A 17,610-nucleotide genomic window follows, 5' to 3' on the forward strand; every position below is an offset into this window, starting at 1 on the left:
CGCCCGCACGCTAACGGCCGCCGCCGACGCCCACCGCGAGGTAGTGCGAAATCCCGCGAGGTAGTCCGTAAAACTGGTAGCTCGCGGGGACTGCGGCCGGGTGACACTGGATCCATGTCGCAGCACCCCCGAGGCCTCCTGCTCACGCCGGGCGCGGGCGCGAGCCGCGACCACCACACGCTCGTCGCGGTGGAGCACGCGCTGGCCGCGCTCGACCCGCCCGTGGCGACGGAGCGGGTCGACTTCCCGTACCGCCTGGCGGGCAAGCGGATGCCGGACCGGCCGCCGGTGGCGGTCGCGCACCTGCGCGACGAGGCTGCCCGGTTCGCCGCGTCCCTCGACGTCGGCACCGACCGGCTGCTGCTGGGCGGGCGGTCGTACGGCGGGCGCATGTGCTCGATGGCGGTGGCGGAGGGCCTGCCCGCCGCGGGTCTCGTGCTGCTCAGCTACCCGCTGCACCCGCCGGGCAAGCCGGAGCGGCTGCGGGTGGAGCACCTGTCGGACGTCACGGTGCCGGTGCTGTTCGTCTCGGGCGACCGCGACCCGTTCGGCACGCCGGAGGAGCTGGCGGAGCACGCGGCCGCGATCCCCGGGCCCGTGACGCTCGTGACCCTGCCGGGGGCGCACGACGTCAGGGGCAAGGACCACGACGTCGCGGCGGCCGTCGCGGACTGGGTGCGTGCCCTCGTTGGTTGAGCCGCGCGCTGGTTGAGCGCCCTCGCTGGTTGAGCCTGTCGAAACCCCGCGACCTTGGTTTCGACAGGCTCAACCAGCGGACGAGTTTCGACAGGCTCAACCAGCGGACGAGTTCCGACAGGCTCAACCAGCGGACGAGTTCCGACAGGGCTCAACCAGCGGACGAGTTCCGACAGGGCTCAACCAGCGGACGAGTTCCGACAGGGCTCAACCAGCGGCCGGGGAGGGGGGCTGAGCCGGGTACTCGGCGGGCTTCTTGCCGAGCTCGACGGCGATCTCGTGCCGCCCCGCCAGGATGTGCGGCCGTTCCTCGTCGCGCTCGCGCAGGGCGTCGGCCTGCAGCTCGGGCGACAGGTGGTCCCAGTAGAGGGTGCCGTCCAGGTGCTGGCTCTCGTGGATGAAGCAGCGCGCCAGGAACCCGGACGCCGTGAGCTGCAGGGGCCCGCCGTGCTGGTCGACGCCGCGCACGGTCGCGGCGCCAGGCCGCTCCAACGGCTCGTAGGCGCCGGGCACGGACAGGCAGCCCTCGTCCTCGGTCACCGGCTCCGCGGTCGTGTCGATCTCCAGCACGGGGTTCACGACGTGCCCCACGTGCCGGTCACCGCGCTCGTCCGTGAGGTCGTAGACGAACAGGCGCAGCCCAACGCCGACCTGGGGTGCCGCGAGCCCTACGCCCTCGGCGTTCTCCATCGTGGCGAACAGGTCGTCGATCAGACGCGCGAGCTCGGGGGTGGAGAACGTCTCCACGGCCGCGGCCGGGGCGTGCAGCACCGGCTCACCGATCTCCGTGATCCGCAGCACGCGGCCCCGCCTGGCCTCCGGCGCCTGCGCCGGGTACGGGTCCACCGGCTCGCCCAGCAGATACGTGGTGGGCCGACGTCGACCGAAGCTCCAAGCCATGGCCTTGAGCCTACCGGCGGGCGATCGGCACACCCTCCGCCCACCACCGGCCACGCGGGACGCCCCGGGTCTCCCCTGACCGGCGTCATACCGCAGGTGGACCCCGCCGCGCCGCGAATCCACTCCTGGACCGACGCGCCGGCCCTGCCCCGCGGGAAGCCTGGGGGCCATGACTTCTCTGCTCAGCGCTCGCGGCCTGACCATGCAGTACCCCGGCGGCGGCACGCCCGCCCTCGACGGGGTGAACCTCGACATCGCGCCCGGCGAGTCCGTGGCCGTCATGGGCGCGTCCGGCTCGGGCAAGACGACCCTGCTGCACTGCCTCGCCGGCATCCTGCGCCCGACGTCCGGCTCTATCGCGTTCGCGTCGGCCAAGGGCCCGGTGCAGATCGAGACGCTCGACGACGCGGGTCGCTCGCAGCTGCGACGCGACGAGCTCGGCTTCGTCTTCCAGCAGGGCCTGCTGCTGGACGAGCTGACCGCCCTCGAGAACGTCGCGGTGGCGCGCATGCTCGCGGGAGTGCCGCGCGCCCAGGCCGAGACCGAGGCGGGGCAGTGGCTCGCGTCGCTGGGCCTCGGCGGGCTGGAGCACCGGCGGCTCGGCGAGCTGTCCGGCGGCCAGGCCCAGCGCGTCGCGATCGCGCGGGCGCAGGTGACCGGGGCCCGGCTGATCTTCGCCGACGAGCCCACGGGCGCCCTCGACTCCACCACGTCCGTCGAGGTGCTCGACCTCCTGCTCGGCGCCGTCGCCGGCGGGCGCACCCTCGTCGTCGTGACGCACGACGCGGACGTGGCGCGCCGCTGCGCCCGCACCGTCGTGCTGCGCGACGGGCGCGTCGTGTCCGACACGACTGTCGGCGAGGCCATCGCCCCGGCCGCCGGGGCCGCACGATGACCGCCGCCGTCGCGACCCCCCGCCCGCCTCTCCCGGTAGCCCGGCCCACCGGCCCGATCGGCACGGCCCTGCGCCTGGCCCCGCTGTTCGCCCGGCGGCGCGACGGCGACCGGCTCGCCCTCGCGCTCCCTGTCGCGGCCTTCGCCGTGGTCACGGCTCTGCTGCTGATCGTGCTGGGCGGTGCGCAGTCGTTCTTCGTGGGCGACGACGACCTCGCGTTCACGTACGAGGCGTTCGCGGTCATCGCCGTCGTGCTGCTGCTGGTGCCGCTCGCCACGGTGGGCGCCTCCGCTGCGCGGCTCGCGGCCCGTCGCCGCGACGAGCGGCTGGCGTCCCTGCGGCTGCTCGGTGCGACCACCGGGACCATCACCGTGCTCACCGTGCTGGAGGCCGCGGCGACCGCCCTGGTCGGGGCCGTCGTCGGCCTCGCCGGGTATGCGGCCCTCGCCCCCGTGGTCGGGCTGCTGCGGTTCCGCGGCGAAGCGCTCGGGGCCCAGATGTGGGTGCCGTGGTGGTGGCTGCCGCTCGTCGTGGTCGGTGTCGGGCTGCTCGCCGCGGCGAGCGCCGTCGTGGGCCTGCGCGCGGTCGTCGTCACGCCGCTCGGAGTGCGCACCCGGCAGCGGGCGGGCACCGCCCACTGGGTGCGGGTCGTGATCGCCGCCGGGGTGCTCTTCATCGGCATGATCCTGATGCAGATGCTCGGCGTGCTCGGGAACCTGGGCGGCGTGGTCGCGATCATCGCCACGCTGGCCGCGATCTTCGGTGGCATGCTCCTGGCCCTCGACGCGCTGGGGCCATGGTTCCTGCGGGTGCGCGCCCGCCGGCAGGCGCGCAAGGCCAAGACGGTGCCCCGGCTGCTCGCTGCGCGCATGGTGCTCGAGGACCCCAAGGCCGCGTGGCGGCAGGTGAGCGGCGTGGCGATGACCAGCTTCGTCGGCGTCTTCGGCGCCGTCGGCCTGGCCTTGACGGAGGTGACGTCGACCGAAAACATGCCTCAGGACGAGCGGTGGCTCATCCAGGACATCGCGACCGGCGTGCTCGTCACCGTCGCGATCTCGTTCCTCATGGTCGCGTGCTCGGTGGGTATCAACCAGGCCGCGAGCACCCTCGACCGCGCGGCCGTGCACGTCTCCCTCGACCGCCTGGGCGTGCCGCGCTCCGTGATGGGCGAGGCGGCCCGGCGCTCGGTGATGTCGGCCCTGTGGATGGTGGCCGGCGGGTCCGCCCTCTGCGCGGCCGTCCTGATCTTCCCGCTGGTCGGGATGGCGATCTTCGTCCAGCCGATCGCGATCGCCACCGCGCTGGCCGTGTTCGCGCTCGGGTTCCTCGCCGTGCGCGGGGCGGCGGCGCTCAGCGCACGCCTCGTGCCGGGCATCCTCGCCCGGCCTGAGCGCGTGCTCTGAGACATTTCGCCGGTTGAGCTTGTCGAAACCTGGTTTCGACAAGCTCAACCGGCGGCGCTGCCGTCGTTCTTCTTGCCCGTCTCGCGCTCCCACGCGTCGAGCTGCTGGGTGAGCGCCCGCGCGAGCTCGAACACCTGCTGCGGCGGGATCCGCACCCGCGACACCACCTTGCCGGGCACCACCCGGCCGGTGACCGTTCCCGTGTCCGGATCGGTCACCGGCTGCGGCGGCTTGGTGGCCGCCACGAAGTCGATGACGAACGACGTCGACGTGTGCCACAGGGACGCGAAGTCGGCCGGGACGCCCCCCTCCAGCTCGCTGGGGACGTCGATCTGGAACTTCACCTCGTTGCTCGCCATGGGCCCACTCTGGCACCGCTGCGCCGGGGAGCGGTCACCCTGGGTCTTCGTCACGTCCGGCAGGGATCCGACGACCTCGGGTTCCACCTGGCCGACTCTGGCATGGCCGATCGCCGCGCCGCCCTGACGCCGTGGTCGCCGCCGGCCTACGCACCCACGACGAAGGCCCGGAACGGCGAGGTTCCGGGCCTTCTGTGCTGAGCTGCCTATCGGAATCGAACCGATGACCTATTCATTACGAGCGCCTGTGGACGGAACCGAGGCCCGGAAATCGGCGTCATCCCGTGTATATCGGGTGCCCTCGACGCCGCTCCTCCACTGTTCGGGGTGCGCGGGGGGTGCGCGCGTGGAGAGGTGGGGACACTGGAGGCGCCGTACCGATAGCGGAGCACAAGAGGTCGTCCGAGGGCCGGGTCACGGGTGGCCGTAGGCCATCGCGCAGCGACGCCGTAGGCGCCCTTGACGCGGGGTGGAGACGGTCGGATGCTCGGCTGTCGGTGCGGGGCCGGACGGTAAGACGGGGCACGTGCTCGGCCACGGCTACGGGGACGACGACTGTGGGTTTTGGTTCCAGTCATGGAACGGGTGCGCCGGGCTCCTATAATCTTGGCCCTGACCAGCCATGCTGTCTCGATGCCGTTCGGACGGGGATTGGGTGCGGCGGTACCCGGATCGACCTCGAAGAGGAGGGTACGCGGCGGCCGCTCGACCGACAGCGACACGGATGGGGAAGTGATGCCGACACGACCGACCCTGTTCCTGACCGTAGGACTGCCGGGCACCGGGAAGACCACGGAAGCGCGGCGCATTGAGCTTGAGGAGAATGCGCTTCGCCTCACGAAGGACGAGTGGGTGAAGGCCCTTTACGGGCTCACGAACCCGCCGTCTGCGTCGGACGTGATCGAAGGACGACTCATCGAGATCGGGCTGCGCGCTCTTGAACTCGGTATCAACGTCGTCATCGACTTCGGCCTCTGGGGTCGGGACGAGCGATCCGCGCTACGGCAGGCAGCGGCTGACCACGGTGTGGCGGTGGAGTTGCGCTATTTCGAACTCCCACCGGCCGAGCAGCGGAGACGACTTGACCGTCGCCAAGCCGAAGAGCCCCACACGACGTGGCACATGTCCGACGAGGAACTCGCCGAGTGGGCGGCGGTCATCAGCATCCCGACGCCGGGGGAACTCGACGGCAGTGAGCCTTTCGATGGCCCCCCGGCAGGGTTCGCGACTTGGGACGAGTGGCGCACGCATCGCTGGCCAGTGGTGACCTCTCGGTAGCTGGGGCACATCGAGGCGGTTCCGGGGAGACTCGGTGCCGCCTTCTCGTGTGGGCGCGCGGGAGCTCGCGGGGGTGCGCGGCGGGGTGCGCGGAGCGAGCTTGCGAGAGGAGCGCGGGGCCCCGCGGCGCGGGCCCCGCGATCCGACGCCCGCGCGGCGAAGCCGCGCCTTGAAGTCAGTAAGGAAAGTCCTCACGCGAACTGCCGGCCATGCGTTGTCCTGTGCCGGGTGATGTGCGACCTGGCCACGCCGGGTGATGTGCGACATCGGGAGTGATCGGCACCCTGGAGCCGGACGTCGCCGCGGGCGTCCCAGTCTGCGGGGAGGCCGGATTGGCGCTGGTCGTTTTGTCGGTGGTGGAGCAACGTCTGGATGTCGTTCGTGCGGTGTTGGCGGGCGCAGAGGTGAACGAGGTAGCGACTCGTGCCGGGGTGCACCGCGCGACCGTGCACAGGTGGGTGACCCGCTACCTTGCGGGGCAGATCGGCGGCCTTGCGGACCGGTCGCACCGGCCGGTCTCGAGCCCGAGGAAGGTGGACGAGGCCGTCGAGGTGCTCGTGGCCGAGATGCGTCGCGAGCACCCGCGCTGGGGTGCCAAAGATCCGGTTGGAGCTGCTGCGCACGAAAGGCCCGTCGGTGCGCGAGGACATCGTGGTGCCCTCGGAGCGGACGATCGTGCGGATTCTGCACCGCCAGGGGCTGGTGCGGGCCCGCCCGCGCAAGCGGCCCAGGTCCTCGTTCGTGCGGTTCGAGCGGCCCGGGCCAATGCAGCTGTGGGGCATCGACATCGTCGGCGGGATCGAGCTGGTCGACACGACGACCGGGGTGCTGCGGGAGGCGAAGATCGTCACCGGCGTGGATGACCACTCCCGGTTCTGCGTGATGGCCACCGTGGTTGAGCGGGCTACCGGGCGGGCGGTGTGCTTGGCGTTCGCGAAGGCGCTGGCCATGGGGTGCCCGAAGAGGTGATCACGGACAACGGCAAGCAGTTCACCGCCCGGTTCGCCAAGGGCGGGGAGGTGTTGTTCGACAAGATCTGCCGCAACAACGCGATCACGCACCGCCTCACGCAGCCGGCCTCGCCGAATCAGAACGGGAAGGTGGAAAGGTTCCACGGCACGTTCCGGCCCGAGATCTCCGAGCAGGGCCCGTTCACGTCGCTGGCTGAGGCGCAGGGGGCGGTGGACGTGTGGGTGGCGCACTACAACGCCGAGCGTCCCCACCAGGGGCTGGACGAGAAGGTGCCGGTGGTGCCCGCCGACCGGTTCGCCCCGGCCCCGGCAGGCGAGCTGCCGTTGCGGGTCCCGCCCACGCTCGTCCAGGACCGGCCCGGAGGCGTCTTGCCCGGTGCTGATGACGACGGTGTCTTGGACGTCGACGACGCCCAGACGCCGATGGATGTCGTTGAGACTGCGGCGGCCCTCGTCGTGGCCGGTGGTGCGGTCGAGCTGGTCCGGGTCGTGCCGGCCTCGGGGAACCTGGCGCTGTGCGGCAACCAGTTCTGGCTCGGGCCGGACCGGTCCGGGCAGACCGTGCGGTTCTGGATCGACTGCGACTGGGTGCACCTGTCCGTAGCCGGGCAGCGGATCAAGTCATTGCGCTCCCGGTTCACGGACGCCGACCTGCGAATGCTGGCCGCCCGGGGCGCCACCGCCGCGGGGCCCGCGCCCGCCGCCTCCCGGAGCGGTCCCGGCGCCCGCGACGGGCTCACCATCGTGGAGGTCGAACGAACCGTGAGCCGCAACGGGACGGTCTCGCTCGGCAGTCATGTCGTGCTCGTCGCGGACGTGCTGGCCGGGCGCCGGGTCGGGATCTACATCGAGGACGGGTGCCCGCTGCTGTTCTTCGACCCGGGCACCCGCGAACTGCTGCGCTCACGCCCCAACCCGCTGAGTCCGGTCGCGGGCGTTCGTCTGCAGCGCACCCGGCCGCCCGGGCAACCGCCGCGCCCGTCCACCGAGCCGCCGGGTCCAGCGCCGCGTCTCGGCCACCGGCGTGATCGTCGTGGCCGGGCAGAAGGTCTCCCTCGGGCGAATCCACGCCGGGGCCACCGTGACCGTGCACGTCGCCGAGACGACCCTGGCAATCGAGCTGCCCGACGGCGAGACCACCATCGTCGCCCGCACCACCAACCCCGGTGCGGAGCGTCAAGGGCCAACGGCCCCGAACTGTGGCCTCGAACTAGTCCATCGACCAACGGTCAGTCGGATTCCTCTCGCCCCCGCAGGGCGGCGAGAACCCACTCGGACTGCGACGGCAACAGCGCAATCTCGATGATCGCCGCGCCGCTCTGGGCTCGGTAGATCTCAGCCCCGGGGTCCACGGACCAGGACTCGCGCAACCCTGGTGAACGCGACGAATCCCGCTCCAGCCCGGCAACCGGCACGACGACAGAGAAGTTGGTCAAGACCCCGGGGGCGACCGACCAGAGCGCCGGCATCCACTGCGACGACAACCCGCGAACAGTCCCTTCGACCAGCCGAACCGACGCCTCGGTGTTGCTCTCGGTCCGAAAACGATCATTCCGCCGCCCGACGGCACGTTGCCCCCACCGGTCACCCAGAAGCCAGCCGAACAGAAACTCGATCACGTCAGCCTCCAGGTGCTCGACGCGCAGCGGGGAACCCAGCGCTCCGCGACGAGAGGATACTCACGCGACCAGCGCAACCGATGACGCGCGCCCTCGGAGTCCCCCGGGGACCGTCAGCGGGGGCGGCGACTGCACGATCTTCGGCACACCGCGGCGTGCCTGTGGCTGGCTCGTGGGTGGACCCGGGAACGGTCCAAGCGTGGTGCGGTCACGAGTCGATCGCGACCACGAATCTGTACGTCCACTTCCTCGGGACGGGGGCCGATCGGGCCGGTCTGGACAGGCTGAATCAGGGCCCGGGGAGCGCCGGGGGTGCGCGAGATGGCCAAAAGGGTGCCTGAGACGCGAGAAACCCCCGCCGACTCCGGACTGTTCGTCCAGGTCAGCAGGGGTTTCCTTGCTGGAGCCGCCTATCGGAATCGAACCGATGACCTATTCATTACGAGTGAATCGCTCTACCGACTGAGCTAAGGCGGCGTCGCTGTCGCCCGGCTTCCGCCGGATCAACGAGCGCGCCTACAGTACCTGACGCTCAGGGCGGACTCCAAAAGGGCCGCTCAGCAGGTCAGGCCGCCCTTCGGCACGACGCCGTCCACGAGGTAGGACTCCACGACGTCCGCGACGCACGTGCGCGTCGGGGAGTACGCGGTGTGCCCCTCGCCCTCGAAGGTGAGGAGCACACCGGAGTCCAGCGTCTCGGCCAGGCCCTCCGCCCACACGTACGGGGTGGCCGGGTCGTTGGTGGTGCCGATGACGAGGATCGGCGGCGCGCCCTTGGCGTGCACGTCGAACTCCTGCTCCGCCACCGGCGCCGGCCAGTCGGTGCACGACGTGCCTCCGTAGGCGAAGAACTTGCCGACCGTGGGGGCCTCCTTCTCGATCGCCGCGGCCTCGGCACGCATCTCCTCGAGGTCCGCGGTTCCTCGGTCGTCGAGGCAGCCGATCGCGCGGAAGGCCTCGTTGGAGTTGGTCGAGAAGGTCCCGTCCGCGCTCCGGTCGTTGTACTGGTCGGCGAGGTAGAGCAGGACGTCGCCCGTGCCGCCGTTGATCGCCTCGTCCAGGGCCTGCGTGAGGGCCGGCCAGCTCTCCTGGTTGTAGAGCGTGACGGCCACGCCGTAGAACGCGAGCGTCTGCGTGACCGACCGCTCGGCGTCCGACGTGGGCAGCGGGCGTTCGTACGCCTCGTCGAGCACCTGCCGGATCTGGCGCATCCCGTCGTCCACCGACCCGTCGAGGGGGCACTCCGGCCCCGCCTGGCAGTCGGCCACGTAGGCGCGCAGGGCGTTCTCGAACCCGACCGCCTGGCCCTTCGAGATCTCGTCCGACGAGAGCGTCGTGTCGATCGCGCCGTCGAGCACCAGCCGGCCCGCGCGGTCGGGGAAGAGCCCCGCGTACGTGGCCCCGAGCTGGGTGCCGTAGGAGTATCCGAGGTAGTTCAGCTTCTCGTCGCCGAGCACCGCGCGCAGCATGTCGAGGTCCCGCGCCGCGCTCTGGGTGTCCACCTGGCCGAGGAGCTCTCCGGTGTTCTCGGCGCACGCCTCACCCATGGCACGCGCCTCGGCGGCCATCGCCTCGAGGCCCTCGTCGGTGCTGGTGTCGAAGTCCTTGGCCAGCGACTCGTCCTTGCGGGCGTCGTCGAAGCACGTCACGGGCGTCGAGTCCTGTACGCCGCGCGGGTCGAAGCCGACGATGTCGAACGCGTCCTGCAGCTTCTTGCCGAAGGTGGACCCTTCGTTCTGCGCGTCGCTCCGGACGAATTCGACCCCGGACGCCCCCGGCCCGCCCGGGTTGACCAGGAGGGAACCCTCCGGATCGCTGCCGTCGGCCGGGTTGCGCACCAGCGCCAGCTCGATGCTGCCCGCGTCCGGGTCGTCCCAGGACAACGGGGCCTGCGCCGTCGCGCACTGCAGCCCGTCCTCGCAGTCCTTCCACTCGAGCGCCTGCCCGTAGTACTGCTCGAAGCCCTCCGGCGCCTGCTCCGCGGCCGGGCCCGTGGTGGACCCCACGGGCGACTGCTCCTTGGAGGGCGCCGTGCACCCCGCGAGCAGCAGGGCCCCGGCGACGAGGGCGGCGGCGATGCCTCGGGTCGTGCGGCGGGCGGTCGGGCGGCGCTCGTCGGAATCCACCCGCCCAACCTACCGTCGCGCGACACCACAGACCGCCGCGTCCGCCACCTGTCGGTCGGGCCTGGTTTCGACAGGCTCGACCAGCGGCGGACCTGGTTTCGACAGGCTCAACCAGCGGCGGACCTGGTTTCGACAAGCTCAACCAGCAGGCGGTCGGGCTTGGTTTCGACAGGCTCAACCAGCGGCGGGTTTCGACAAGCTCAACCGGCGGCGGGAGCGACCCACGCGACCGGGCCCGTCGCGCCGGCGCCGTCGCGGGGCGGCACCTCTACGGTGCCGAGGTCGCCGAGCTGCACCGTGATCGGCGCCCCGGAGTCGGCGTCCTCGGGCAGCTGGGCGGCGCTGGTCGTCGGCGTGTAGTCCATGGTGCACGGCCCGGGATCCGGCTCGGCCACGGTGACGACGACGGTCTCGTGCGCGTCGTCCCACTGCGCCTGCGCCTGCGCCACGCGCGGGCACGAGCCCGACCCGTACGTCACCACGTAGAGCAGGTCCGGGGTGGGCGACCAGCCCGCACCGGCCGGGCTGTCCATCGTGCCCTTCGCGCCCTCGGGCAGGCCCCGCACCGCCTTCCCCGCCGCCGGCGAGACCGCGTCGGCGGCGGGCACCGACTCCGACGGCGATGGCGAGGGCGGGGAATCGGACGTCTCCGGGGCCGATGACGACGCCCCTCCCGACGGCTCGCCAGTGGCGCACGCCGAGACCAGCAGGGCGATCGCCGCGACGGCTCCCGCCAGCAGGCTCCTCGTCAGCGCTCCGGTCACGATGGTCGTCACCGTGCGACCGTCTCGCGCACGTCCGCGAACCGCAACCTCTCGGGAGTCTCCCGCGGCGCCGCCTTGCCCAGGAAGTCACGGCGCTTGGCCGCGAACCCCCGCCGATCGTCGAAGAGGTCGCGCGCCATCTCCGCCAGCTCGATCGTGCGGTGGTACGACAGCGGGCGTCGCGGTGCGCGGACCGCGGCGACAGCCTCGGCCTCGCCCTCGCCCTCCGGCGTGGTCAGCGCGGCGGCGCGGTCGGCGACCCACGCGGCGAAGCGATCGGGGTCGCGGGGGCCGATGCCGTCGACCAGGCCGATCGTCGCGGCCTCCGCGGCCGACACCGGCAGCTTGGAGCTGAGCAGCCGGTCGGCGTCGACCTCGCCGAGCCGGGCGGCCACCGTCCAGGTGTGCAGCTCAGAGCCGAAGATGCCCATGTCGTAGTACGGGTTGAGCACCACGCCGTCGCGCATCAGCACCACGTCTGCGCACAGCCCGGCCATGACGCCGCCGGCGCCCGCGTTCGCCGTGAACGCCGCCACCGTGAGCTGGTCGGCGCGGGCGATCGCCTCGCACAGGTCGTCGATGGCCCGGATGTTGGCCCACGCCTCCGTCGCCGGGTCCGCCGCCGCCTCGATCGCCCCCAGGTGGATGCCGTTGGAGAACGCGTGCTCGGTGCCGCGCACCACGAGCACGCGCGTGTCCTCGGTCAGGGCCTTCTCGACGGCGGTGGTGAGGCGGCGGCACTGCTCGGTGTGCATGGCGCCGCTGTACGACCGGATCGTCAGGAAGCCGACGTCGCCCTCCCGCTCGTAGGTCGACTCGGCGAGCGCGGCGGGCGCCGGGTGGTAGGACACCCCCGCCACGTCGAGCACCCACGCCGCCGGCAGCTTGATGCCGCGCTTCTGGGCCAGCGTCGCGGCGTACCCGACCCAGAGGGTGCCGGCACCGGTCGCGACGGCCACGGCGTCGTCGTCGCGGCCGACGACGGTGCCCGGCGCGGCGCCCGGGTCGATCGTCTCGTCGCTGGCGACCGCGTCGAACAGGCAGAAGCGGGCACCCTGCACCGTCGTCGGTGCCCCGGGCGCGCCGTCGGCCGCCGCGATCGTGCGCGCCAGCTCGGCCGCGGGGCGCGCCAGGTCCAGCTCGAACGCGGCCCGCCGCAGCAGCGGCAGCTCACCGGTGCCCGGCACCTCGTGGTCCTGCTCGGCCGCCGCGACGGGCGCCTCGCCCGCCGAGAACTTGCGCAGCACCTCCGCGACGCACGCCAGCGCCGCGTCGGCCACGAGGCCGTTGTACAGGGCGCTCTTGGCCACGGGGGTGGCGGGCAGCGCGAACGTCGACGTCGCCCACACCGGGCCGGCGTCCATCTCCTCGACCGTGGACAGCGCGGTCACACCCCACCGCCTTCGGCCGTCCAGGATCGCGTGGTCCAGCGACGACGGGCCCCGGTCTCCGACAGGCCCGGGGTGCACGACGACGGTGGTCCAGCGCCGCCAGACCTCCTCGGGCACGCGATGCTTGAGGAACGGCGCCACGATGAGGTCCGGGCCGATCTCCTCGACGCGCGCGGTGAGGTCCTCGGGCGACGCGAAGGTGGGCGCCAGCTCCACGCCCACGTCGTGCCCTCGGTCCACCAGATGGCCCCACACGCGCTGTGTGAGCCCGTTGAACGCCGAGACGAGCAGCAGGATCCTCATGGCAACCCCCAGTCAGGTTGCGGGGGCCACCATGGCCCCCGCCGCGGAACACCTCACAACATGAAGGGGTCATCAGGCAACTGTCGCCCCGACACATCCGGTGGCCGGACCAGCGGGGATGCGCCCGGCGCCCCGTCGGAGGAGCCCGGATCAGTGGTGGATCAGCCTCGGGTCAGCCCTGCGGGCGCAGCGCGACGGTCATGGCCTCGAGCGCCAGTAGCGGCGCCACGTTGCCCTCGAGCCGCTCGCGCGCGATGCCGATCGCGTCCATCCGGCGGATCGTCTGCTCGGGAGTGGAGTCGGCCGCCAGCGCCCGCACGGTCGCGTCGTGCTCAGCGTTCACCAGGTCGACGGTCGCGCCGAGCTGCACCACGAGCACGTCCCGGTACAGGGACAGCAGGTCCACCATCGACCGGTCGAGGACGTCGCGCTGGCGCCGCGTCGCGCGCCGCTTCTGGTCGTCCTCGAGCTGCTTGACCTGCGAGCGCAGGCGCGGCGGCAGCGTGTCGCCCTCCTGGACCCCGAGGCCGCGCATCAGCTCCGCGCGCTCGACGGCATCCCGCTCCGTGGTCGCCGCCACCGCCTCGGCCTTCGCGACGTCCACGAGCTCGCCCGCGGCGAGGACGGCGTCGCCCACGCCGCGGATGCGGCGCGCGATCTCCAGCACCGCGTCGCGACGCTCGCGGGCGTCCGCGTCCCGGGCGAGCCGGCGCGCCAGCCCGACGTGCGACTGCGCCGCCCGGGCGGCGGTCAGGGCGAGGTGCGGGTCCACGCCGTCCCGGCGCACCAGCAGGTCGGCGACGTCCTGGGCGGGCGGCACCCGCAGCACCACGCCCCGACAGCGCGACCGAATCGTGGGCAGCACGTCCTGCGCGCTCGGGGCGCACAGCACCCACACGGTGTGCGGCGGCGGCTCCTCGATCGTCTTGAGCAACACGTTCGTGGTGCGCTCGGCCATCCGGTCGGCATCCTCCACGACGATCACCCGGTACCGCCCCGACGACGGCGTGCGCGCGGCCGTCATGATGAGGTCGCGCACCTCGTCGATGGTGATGACCACCTTGTCGGTGGCCACCACCGTGAGGTCCGGGTGCGTGCCGGCGAGCGTCGTCGTGCAGGCGTGGCATTCCCCGCAGCCGCCGGCTTTGCCGCCGGGCGTGTCCCCGGGCGCGGTGCACTGCAGCGCCGCGGCGAACGCGCGCGCGGCCACCGAGCGGCCCGAGCCGGGCGGGCCGGTGAGCAGCCAGGCGTGCGTCATCGCGGCCGGGTCGGTCGCGGCGCGGCGCAGCAGCGCCACGGCGTCCGGCTGGCCGACGACGTCGTCCCAGACGCTCATCGGTCCTCCTCGGGGGCTGGTCGAGCTGGGCGGAACTCGGTTTCGACAGGCTCAACCGGCGAGGTCTCGACAGGCTCTACCAGCAAGGGCGTCAGGTCGAGCCGCGCGGCGACGTCCACGCGCACCTGCGCCTGCACGTCGTCCAGGGGCGCGGACGCGTCCACCACCACCCAGCGGTCCGGCTCGGCGGCGGCCCGCCGCAGGAACGTCTCCCGCGCGCGCCGGTGGAACTCGTCGCCCGCCCGCTCCAGCCGGTCGGGCTCACCGGACAACCGGGCGGCCGCGACGACCGGGTCGAGGTCGAGCAGCACGGTGACGTCGGGCAGCAGGCCGGCCGTGGCCCACAGCGAGAGGCCCTCGACCTCCTCCTCGGAAAGCTCCCGCCCGCCGGCCTGGTACGCCACCGACGAGTCGAGGTAGCGATCCGTCACGACCACCGCGCCGCGCACCAGCGCCGGCCGCACCACCGTCGCGACGTGGTGGGCCCGGTCGGCCGCGTAGAGCAGCGCCTCGGTGCGGGGGTCCAGGTCCCCGCCGTGCAGCACCTCGCGGCGCAGGGTGAGCCCGAGCTCGGTGCCGCCCGGCTCCCGCGTCACGACGACCTCGCGGCCCGTCACCTCGCTCAGCCATTCGCCAAGCCGGAGCACGTGCGTGGACTTGCCGACGCCGTCGCCGCCCTCGAACGAGACGAAGTACCCGGGTGCGCTGCTCACTCGCGACACCCTAATCGCGCCCGCCCACACCCTCGGACCGGAGCGGTGGCTCATCGACGAGGTGCGCCCGGGCGTGACCGACGACACCCCCTCCGGACGCCGCTCGGCGTCGCGCCGGGCACCGCCCGGAGGCACCATGGCAGTGGTCCCTCACGACGCAGGAGGTTCGATGTCCACCTTGCCCGAGCCCGCACGCGACTCGTCCCGCGCGCTTCTCACCGAAGACGAGTGCTGGGAGCTCCTCGCCTCGCAGTCCGTGGGCCGGATGGCCACGGCCGTGGGCGGCGACCCGGAGATCTTCCCGGTGAGCTACGCCGTCACCGGCCGCCGGATCTTCCTGCGCACCAAGCCCGGCACCAAGCTCGTCGAGGTGACGATCGGCCCCCGCGTCGCGTTCGAGGCCGAGGACGTGGGCGCCGAGGTGGCGCGCAGCGTCGTCGTCAAGGGCACGGCCGAGGTGCTCGAGCGGGACGCCGACCTCGCCGAGGCCGAGGCCACGGGGCTGGTCAGCTACACCGAGGACGGAAAGGCCGTCTGGATCCGCATCACGCCCACCCAGGTGAGCGGCCGCCGGCTCCAGCGCGGCTGACGCCCACCGGTCGAGCCGTTCGAGACCGGTTTCGACAGGCTCAACCAGCGGTGTCGACAGGCTCAACCAGCGGTGTCGACCGGCTCAACCAGCGGTGTCGACCGGCTCAACCAGCGGTGTCGACAGGCTCAACCAGCGGTTTCGACAGGCTCAACCAGCGGTTTCGACAGGCTCAACCAGCGGTGTCGACAGGCTCAACCAGCGTCGGGGTAGACCATGCCCACCTGGCGCCGCACGGCGTCGAGCGTGTCCATGACCTCGAGCGTGCCGTCCCAGGACATGCGCGGGCTCTGCGTCTCGCCCGCCGCGACACGGCGCGCCACCTCGGCGGCCTGGTACTGCTTGCCCTCGCCGCGGAAGCCGTCGTAGGCCCAGGTGGCGCCGTCGTGCCGCTCCACGGTGAACGACGTCGGGGCGTAGAACGTGCGGGCCACCTCGATGCGGCCCTCGGTGCCCGCAATCACGGCCGTGTTCGCGGTGCGCGACCAGAGCGTCGTCGAGAGCAGGGCTTGGACCCTGTCCGGGTAGCCGAGCACCATGCCGATCTGCCCGTCCACGCCCGTCTCGGTGAGCTCCCCGGCGGCGGTGACCGACCCGGGGGCGCCGAGCAGGTCGTGGGCGAACGAGACGGGGTAGACGCCGAGGTCCAGCAGCGCGCCGCCCGCGAGGCCGGGCGCGTAGAGCCGGTGCGCCGGGTCAAGGGGGAAGAACTGGCCGTGGTCGGCGATCAGGCTGATCACGCGGCCGATCTCGCCGCGCGCGATCACGCCGCGCAGGGCCGCGACGTGCGGCAGGAAGCGCGTCCACATCGCCTCCATGACGAAGACGCCGGCCTCGCGCGCGGCGTCGAGCACCTCGCGCGCCTGCGCGGCGTCCTGCGTGAACGCCTTCTCCACCAGCACGTGCTTGCCGGCGCGGATCGCGAGCAGCGCGTGCTCGTGGTGGTGCGAGTGCGGGGTCGCGACGTACACGACGTCGACCTCCGGGTCGGCCACGAGCGACTCGTAGTCGCCGTGCGCCCGCGCGCCGGGCGCGTGCGCCGCCGCGAACCCCTCGGCCTTGGCGAGGTCGCGGGAACCGACGGCCACGACCGACGCTGCGGTGTGCTCGCGGACCCCGTCGGAGAACGACCCGGCGATGTTGCCGGCGCCGAGCACGCCCCACCGCACGGCCGGCGCCGTCCGGGGGTCCGGGACGGTGCCCGCGATGTCGTCGGGGGTGAGTGCGGGCGCGAACGAGGCGGGCGTGACGTCGGTCATGCCCTCACCGTAATGGGACGGGATCCCCGGCGTCGGCAGCGTCCGGGAGCCCCGGCAGGTCCGGGCCCTGCGCGAGGGCCGCCGCGACCACGCGGTCCGACGCCGCCCGCACCTGCTGCAGCTCGGCCAGGTCCAGCCCGCTCGCCGCGGCCACCGCGGCCGGCACCTTCTCCGCATCGACCCGGAGGCCGCGCCCCGCGTCGGTCAGGTGCAGCTCGACGACGCGCGCGTCCCCGCTGGCCCGCCGACGCTCGAGCAGCCCCTGCCGCTCCAGCCGCTTGAGCAGCGGCGACAGAGTGCCGGGGTCGAGCAGGAGCCGCGTGGACAGGCCGGTGACCGTGGTCGTCGTACCCGCCCGGTCGTCCTGCCACAGGCCGAGCATCACGAGGTACTGCGGGTGCGTGAGGCCCAGCGGCTCCAGGATCGGCCGGTAGATCGAAACCATCGCGCGGGCCGCCGCCGAGAGGGAGAAGCACACCTGCGCCTCGAGGCGCAGCGGGTCCACGGGCAGGTCCATGCGGACAGCCTACGATTTCTGCCTATAGTTGGTGCACCAAGTGTTTGGACACCAAGGAGTTTGATGGGACGCCGACGCCGCGAGGACGACGACCGGACCTGGGGGATGCGGGTCACCGAGTGCTTCCTGCCTTTCTTCGGGCCGGCGTCGATCCGCCGCACCCCGCCGATCCCGCCCACCGAGGAGGACATCGCCCGGGACACCCAGCTGCGGCGCACGCTGGAGCGCGTCACCCGGCCCGACGGGCACGTGTACCTCGTCGAGCGCGAGAGCTGATCCTGTCGCCGGCTGAGCACTCGAACGCTGGTTGAGCCTGTCGAGAACGCTGGTTGAGCCTGTCGAGAACGCTGGTTGAGCCTGTCGAGAACGCTGGTTGAGCCTGTCGAAACCAGGTTTCGACAGGCTCAACCAGCGAGGAGCAAGGCTCAACCAGCGGGCGGAGGCTCGACCGGCGGGCGACAGGCTCAACCAGCGAGGAGCAAGGCTCAACC

17 protein-coding genes, 1 tRNA gene and 1 pseudogene are annotated in these 17,610 nt (G+C 72.6%); 9 read left to right on the plus strand and 10 right to left on the minus strand.

The window, feature by feature from the left end:
- The first annotated feature begins 114 nt into the window (after positions 1 to 114).
- Positions 115 to 696, plus strand: coding sequence for an alpha/beta hydrolase family protein (locus AC1C2W_RS10905; protein WP_495413107.1), 582 nt, complete (start codon positions 115 to 117; stop codon positions 694 to 696).
- Between the two features lie 207 nt (positions 697 to 903).
- On the opposite strand, the gene def is transcribed toward AC1C2W_RS10905, so the two are convergent.
- Positions 904 to 1,596 carry a peptide deformylase gene (def, locus tag AC1C2W_RS10910; protein ID WP_495413108.1) on the minus strand — a complete coding sequence of 231 codons (693 nt, stop codon included), beginning with the start codon at positions 1,594 to 1,596 and terminating at the stop codon, positions 904 to 906.
- A 169-nt stretch (positions 1,597 to 1,765) separates the two neighbouring features.
- Here def and AC1C2W_RS10915 point away from each other — a divergent pair, with 169 nt between their 5' ends.
- The gene (locus AC1C2W_RS10915; RefSeq protein ID WP_495388887.1) at positions 1,766 to 2,491 is read left to right on the plus strand and encodes an ABC transporter ATP-binding protein; all 726 of its coding nucleotides are present in this window, start codon (positions 1,766 to 1,768) and stop codon (positions 2,489 to 2,491) included.
- Positions 2,488 to 3,894 (plus strand): FtsX-like permease family protein, encoded by a 1,407-nt coding sequence (locus AC1C2W_RS10920; protein ID WP_495413109.1) that lies wholly within the window; start codon positions 2,488 to 2,490, stop codon positions 3,892 to 3,894. The genes AC1C2W_RS10915 and AC1C2W_RS10920 overlap by 4 nt, the downstream gene beginning before the upstream one ends.
- Before the next feature lie 44 nt (positions 3,895 to 3,938).
- Here the strand turns inward: AC1C2W_RS10920 and AC1C2W_RS10925 are convergent, their stop codons facing one another.
- Positions 3,939 to 4,253 carry a DUF3467 domain-containing protein gene (locus AC1C2W_RS10925; RefSeq protein ID WP_495388889.1) on the minus strand — a complete coding sequence of 105 codons (315 nt, stop codon included), beginning with the start codon at positions 4,251 to 4,253 and terminating at the stop codon, positions 3,939 to 3,941.
- A 633-nt stretch (positions 4,254 to 4,886) separates the two neighbouring features.
- Here AC1C2W_RS10925 and AC1C2W_RS10930 point away from each other — a divergent pair.
- The 4 genes and pseudogenes from AC1C2W_RS10930 (at position 4,887) to AC1C2W_RS10945 (ending at position 7,834) form a co-directional block, all read left to right on the plus strand.
- Positions 4,887 to 5,531 (plus strand): ATP-binding protein, encoded by a 645-nt coding sequence (locus AC1C2W_RS10930; RefSeq protein ID WP_495388890.1) that lies wholly within the window; start codon positions 4,887 to 4,889, stop codon positions 5,529 to 5,531.
- A 404-nt stretch (positions 5,532 to 5,935) separates the two neighbouring features.
- A pseudogene (locus tag AC1C2W_RS10935) lies at positions 5,936 to 6,073 on the plus strand (leucine zipper domain-containing protein); the annotation flags it as partial.
- Positions 6,074 to 6,122: 49 nt separating this feature from the next.
- Positions 6,123 to 6,500, plus strand: a complete 378-nt coding sequence (locus tag AC1C2W_RS10940) for a hypothetical protein (RefSeq protein ID WP_495413216.1) — start codon at positions 6,123 to 6,125, stop codon at positions 6,498 to 6,500.
- Positions 6,485 to 7,834, plus strand: a complete 1,350-nt coding sequence (locus AC1C2W_RS10945) for an integrase core domain-containing protein (protein ID WP_495413110.1) — start codon at positions 6,485 to 6,487, stop codon at positions 7,832 to 7,834. Before AC1C2W_RS10940 ends, AC1C2W_RS10945 begins: the two co-directional genes overlap by 16 nt.
- A gap of 688 nt (positions 7,835 to 8,522) precedes the next feature.
- Here AC1C2W_RS10945 and AC1C2W_RS10950 read toward each other — a convergent pair.
- From AC1C2W_RS10950 to tmk, 6 genes are all read right to left on the minus strand, one after another.
- Positions 8,523 to 8,598: transfer RNA gene (locus AC1C2W_RS10950), tRNA-Thr, on the minus strand.
- An 80-nt stretch (positions 8,599 to 8,678) separates the two neighbouring features.
- The gene (locus tag AC1C2W_RS10955; protein WP_495413111.1) at positions 8,679 to 10,247 is read right to left on the minus strand and encodes an alpha/beta hydrolase; all 1,569 of its coding nucleotides are present in this window, start codon (positions 10,245 to 10,247) and stop codon (positions 8,679 to 8,681) included.
- A gap of 200 nt (positions 10,248 to 10,447) precedes the next feature.
- Complete coding sequence (locus AC1C2W_RS10960; protein ID WP_495413112.1) at positions 10,448 to 11,023, minus strand: hypothetical protein; 576 nt, start codon at positions 11,021 to 11,023, stop codon at positions 10,448 to 10,450.
- The gene (locus tag AC1C2W_RS10965; RefSeq protein WP_495413113.1) at positions 11,020 to 12,705 is read right to left on the minus strand and encodes an enoyl-CoA hydratase-related protein; all 1,686 of its coding nucleotides are present in this window, start codon (positions 12,703 to 12,705) and stop codon (positions 11,020 to 11,022) included. The genes AC1C2W_RS10960 and AC1C2W_RS10965 overlap by 4 nt, the downstream gene beginning before the upstream one ends.
- A 172-nt stretch (positions 12,706 to 12,877) precedes the next feature.
- The gene (locus AC1C2W_RS10970; protein ID WP_495388894.1) at positions 12,878 to 14,041 is read right to left on the minus strand and encodes a DNA polymerase III subunit delta'; all 1,164 of its coding nucleotides are present in this window, start codon (positions 14,039 to 14,041) and stop codon (positions 12,878 to 12,880) included.
- Complete coding sequence (gene tmk / locus AC1C2W_RS10975) at positions 14,038 to 14,808, minus strand: dTMP kinase (protein WP_495389138.1); 771 nt, start codon at positions 14,806 to 14,808, stop codon at positions 14,038 to 14,040. Before tmk ends, AC1C2W_RS10970 begins: the two co-directional genes overlap by 4 nt.
- A gap of 115 nt (positions 14,809 to 14,923) precedes the next feature.
- On the opposite strand from tmk, the gene AC1C2W_RS10980 reads away from it, so the two are divergent.
- Entirely contained in the window at positions 14,924 to 15,343 is a 420-nt protein-coding gene (locus tag AC1C2W_RS10980; RefSeq protein WP_495388895.1) for a pyridoxamine 5'-phosphate oxidase family protein, read from the plus strand.
- A 194-nt stretch (positions 15,344 to 15,537) separates the two neighbouring features.
- Here the strand turns inward: AC1C2W_RS10980 and AC1C2W_RS10985 are convergent, their stop codons facing one another.
- Together AC1C2W_RS10985 and AC1C2W_RS10990 are read right to left on the minus strand one after the other, a co-directional pair.
- Positions 15,538 to 16,602 (minus strand): Gfo/Idh/MocA family protein, encoded by a 1,065-nt coding sequence (locus AC1C2W_RS10985; RefSeq protein WP_495413114.1) that lies wholly within the window; start codon positions 16,600 to 16,602, stop codon positions 15,538 to 15,540.
- Positions 16,603 to 16,606: 4 nt separating this feature from the next.
- Positions 16,607 to 17,119, minus strand: coding sequence for a MarR family winged helix-turn-helix transcriptional regulator (locus AC1C2W_RS10990; RefSeq protein ID WP_495413115.1), 513 nt, complete (start codon positions 17,117 to 17,119; stop codon positions 16,607 to 16,609).
- 63 nt (positions 17,120 to 17,182) lie between these two features.
- Between AC1C2W_RS10990 and AC1C2W_RS10995 the strand changes: the two genes are divergently transcribed.
- Complete coding sequence (locus tag AC1C2W_RS10995) at positions 17,183 to 17,395, plus strand: hypothetical protein (protein ID WP_495388898.1); 213 nt, start codon at positions 17,183 to 17,185, stop codon at positions 17,393 to 17,395.
- Positions 17,396 to 17,610: the final 215 nt, after the last annotated feature.

The sequence above is a fragment of the Isoptericola sp. Y581 genome, from assembly GCF_059445475.1.

Bases quoted from the DNA above. Each gene is read 5' to 3' on its own strand.
- AC1C2W_RS10905 (WP_495413107.1), top strand. From the start codon at position 115: ATGTCGCAGCACCCCCGAGGCCTCCTGCTCACGCCGGGCGCGGGCGCG.
- def (WP_495413108.1), bottom strand. From the start codon at position 1,596: ATGGCTTGGAGCTTCGGTCGACGTCGGCCCACCACGTATCTGCTGGGC.
- AC1C2W_RS10915 (WP_495388887.1), top strand. From the start codon at position 1,766: ATGACTTCTCTGCTCAGCGCTCGCGGCCTGACCATGCAGTACCCCGGC.
- AC1C2W_RS10920 (WP_495413109.1), top strand. From the start codon at position 2,488: ATGACCGCCGCCGTCGCGACCCCCCGCCCGCCTCTCCCGGTAGCCCGG.
- AC1C2W_RS10925 (WP_495388889.1), bottom strand. From the start codon at position 4,253: ATGGCGAGCAACGAGGTGAAGTTCCAGATCGACGTCCCCAGCGAGCTG.
- AC1C2W_RS10930 (WP_495388890.1), top strand. From the start codon at position 4,887: ATGCCGTTCGGACGGGGATTGGGTGCGGCGGTACCCGGATCGACCTCG.
- AC1C2W_RS10965 (WP_495413113.1), bottom strand. From the start codon at position 12,705: ATGAGGATCCTGCTGCTCGTCTCGGCGTTCAACGGGCTCACACAGCGC.
- AC1C2W_RS10970 (WP_495388894.1), bottom strand. From the start codon at position 14,041: ATGAGCGTCTGGGACGACGTCGTCGGCCAGCCGGACGCCGTGGCGCTG.
- tmk (WP_495389138.1), bottom strand. From the start codon at position 14,808: ATGAGCCACCGCTCCGGTCCGAGGGTGTGGGCGGGCGCGATTAGGGTG.
- AC1C2W_RS10980 (WP_495388895.1), top strand. From the start codon at position 14,924: ATGTCCACCTTGCCCGAGCCCGCACGCGACTCGTCCCGCGCGCTTCTC.
- AC1C2W_RS10985 (WP_495413114.1), bottom strand. From the start codon at position 16,602: ATGACCGACGTCACGCCCGCCTCGTTCGCGCCCGCACTCACCCCCGAC.
- AC1C2W_RS10990 (WP_495413115.1), bottom strand. From the start codon at position 17,119: ATGGACCTGCCCGTGGACCCGCTGCGCCTCGAGGCGCAGGTGTGCTTC.
- AC1C2W_RS10995 (WP_495388898.1), top strand. From the start codon at position 17,183: ATGGGACGCCGACGCCGCGAGGACGACGACCGGACCTGGGGGATGCGG.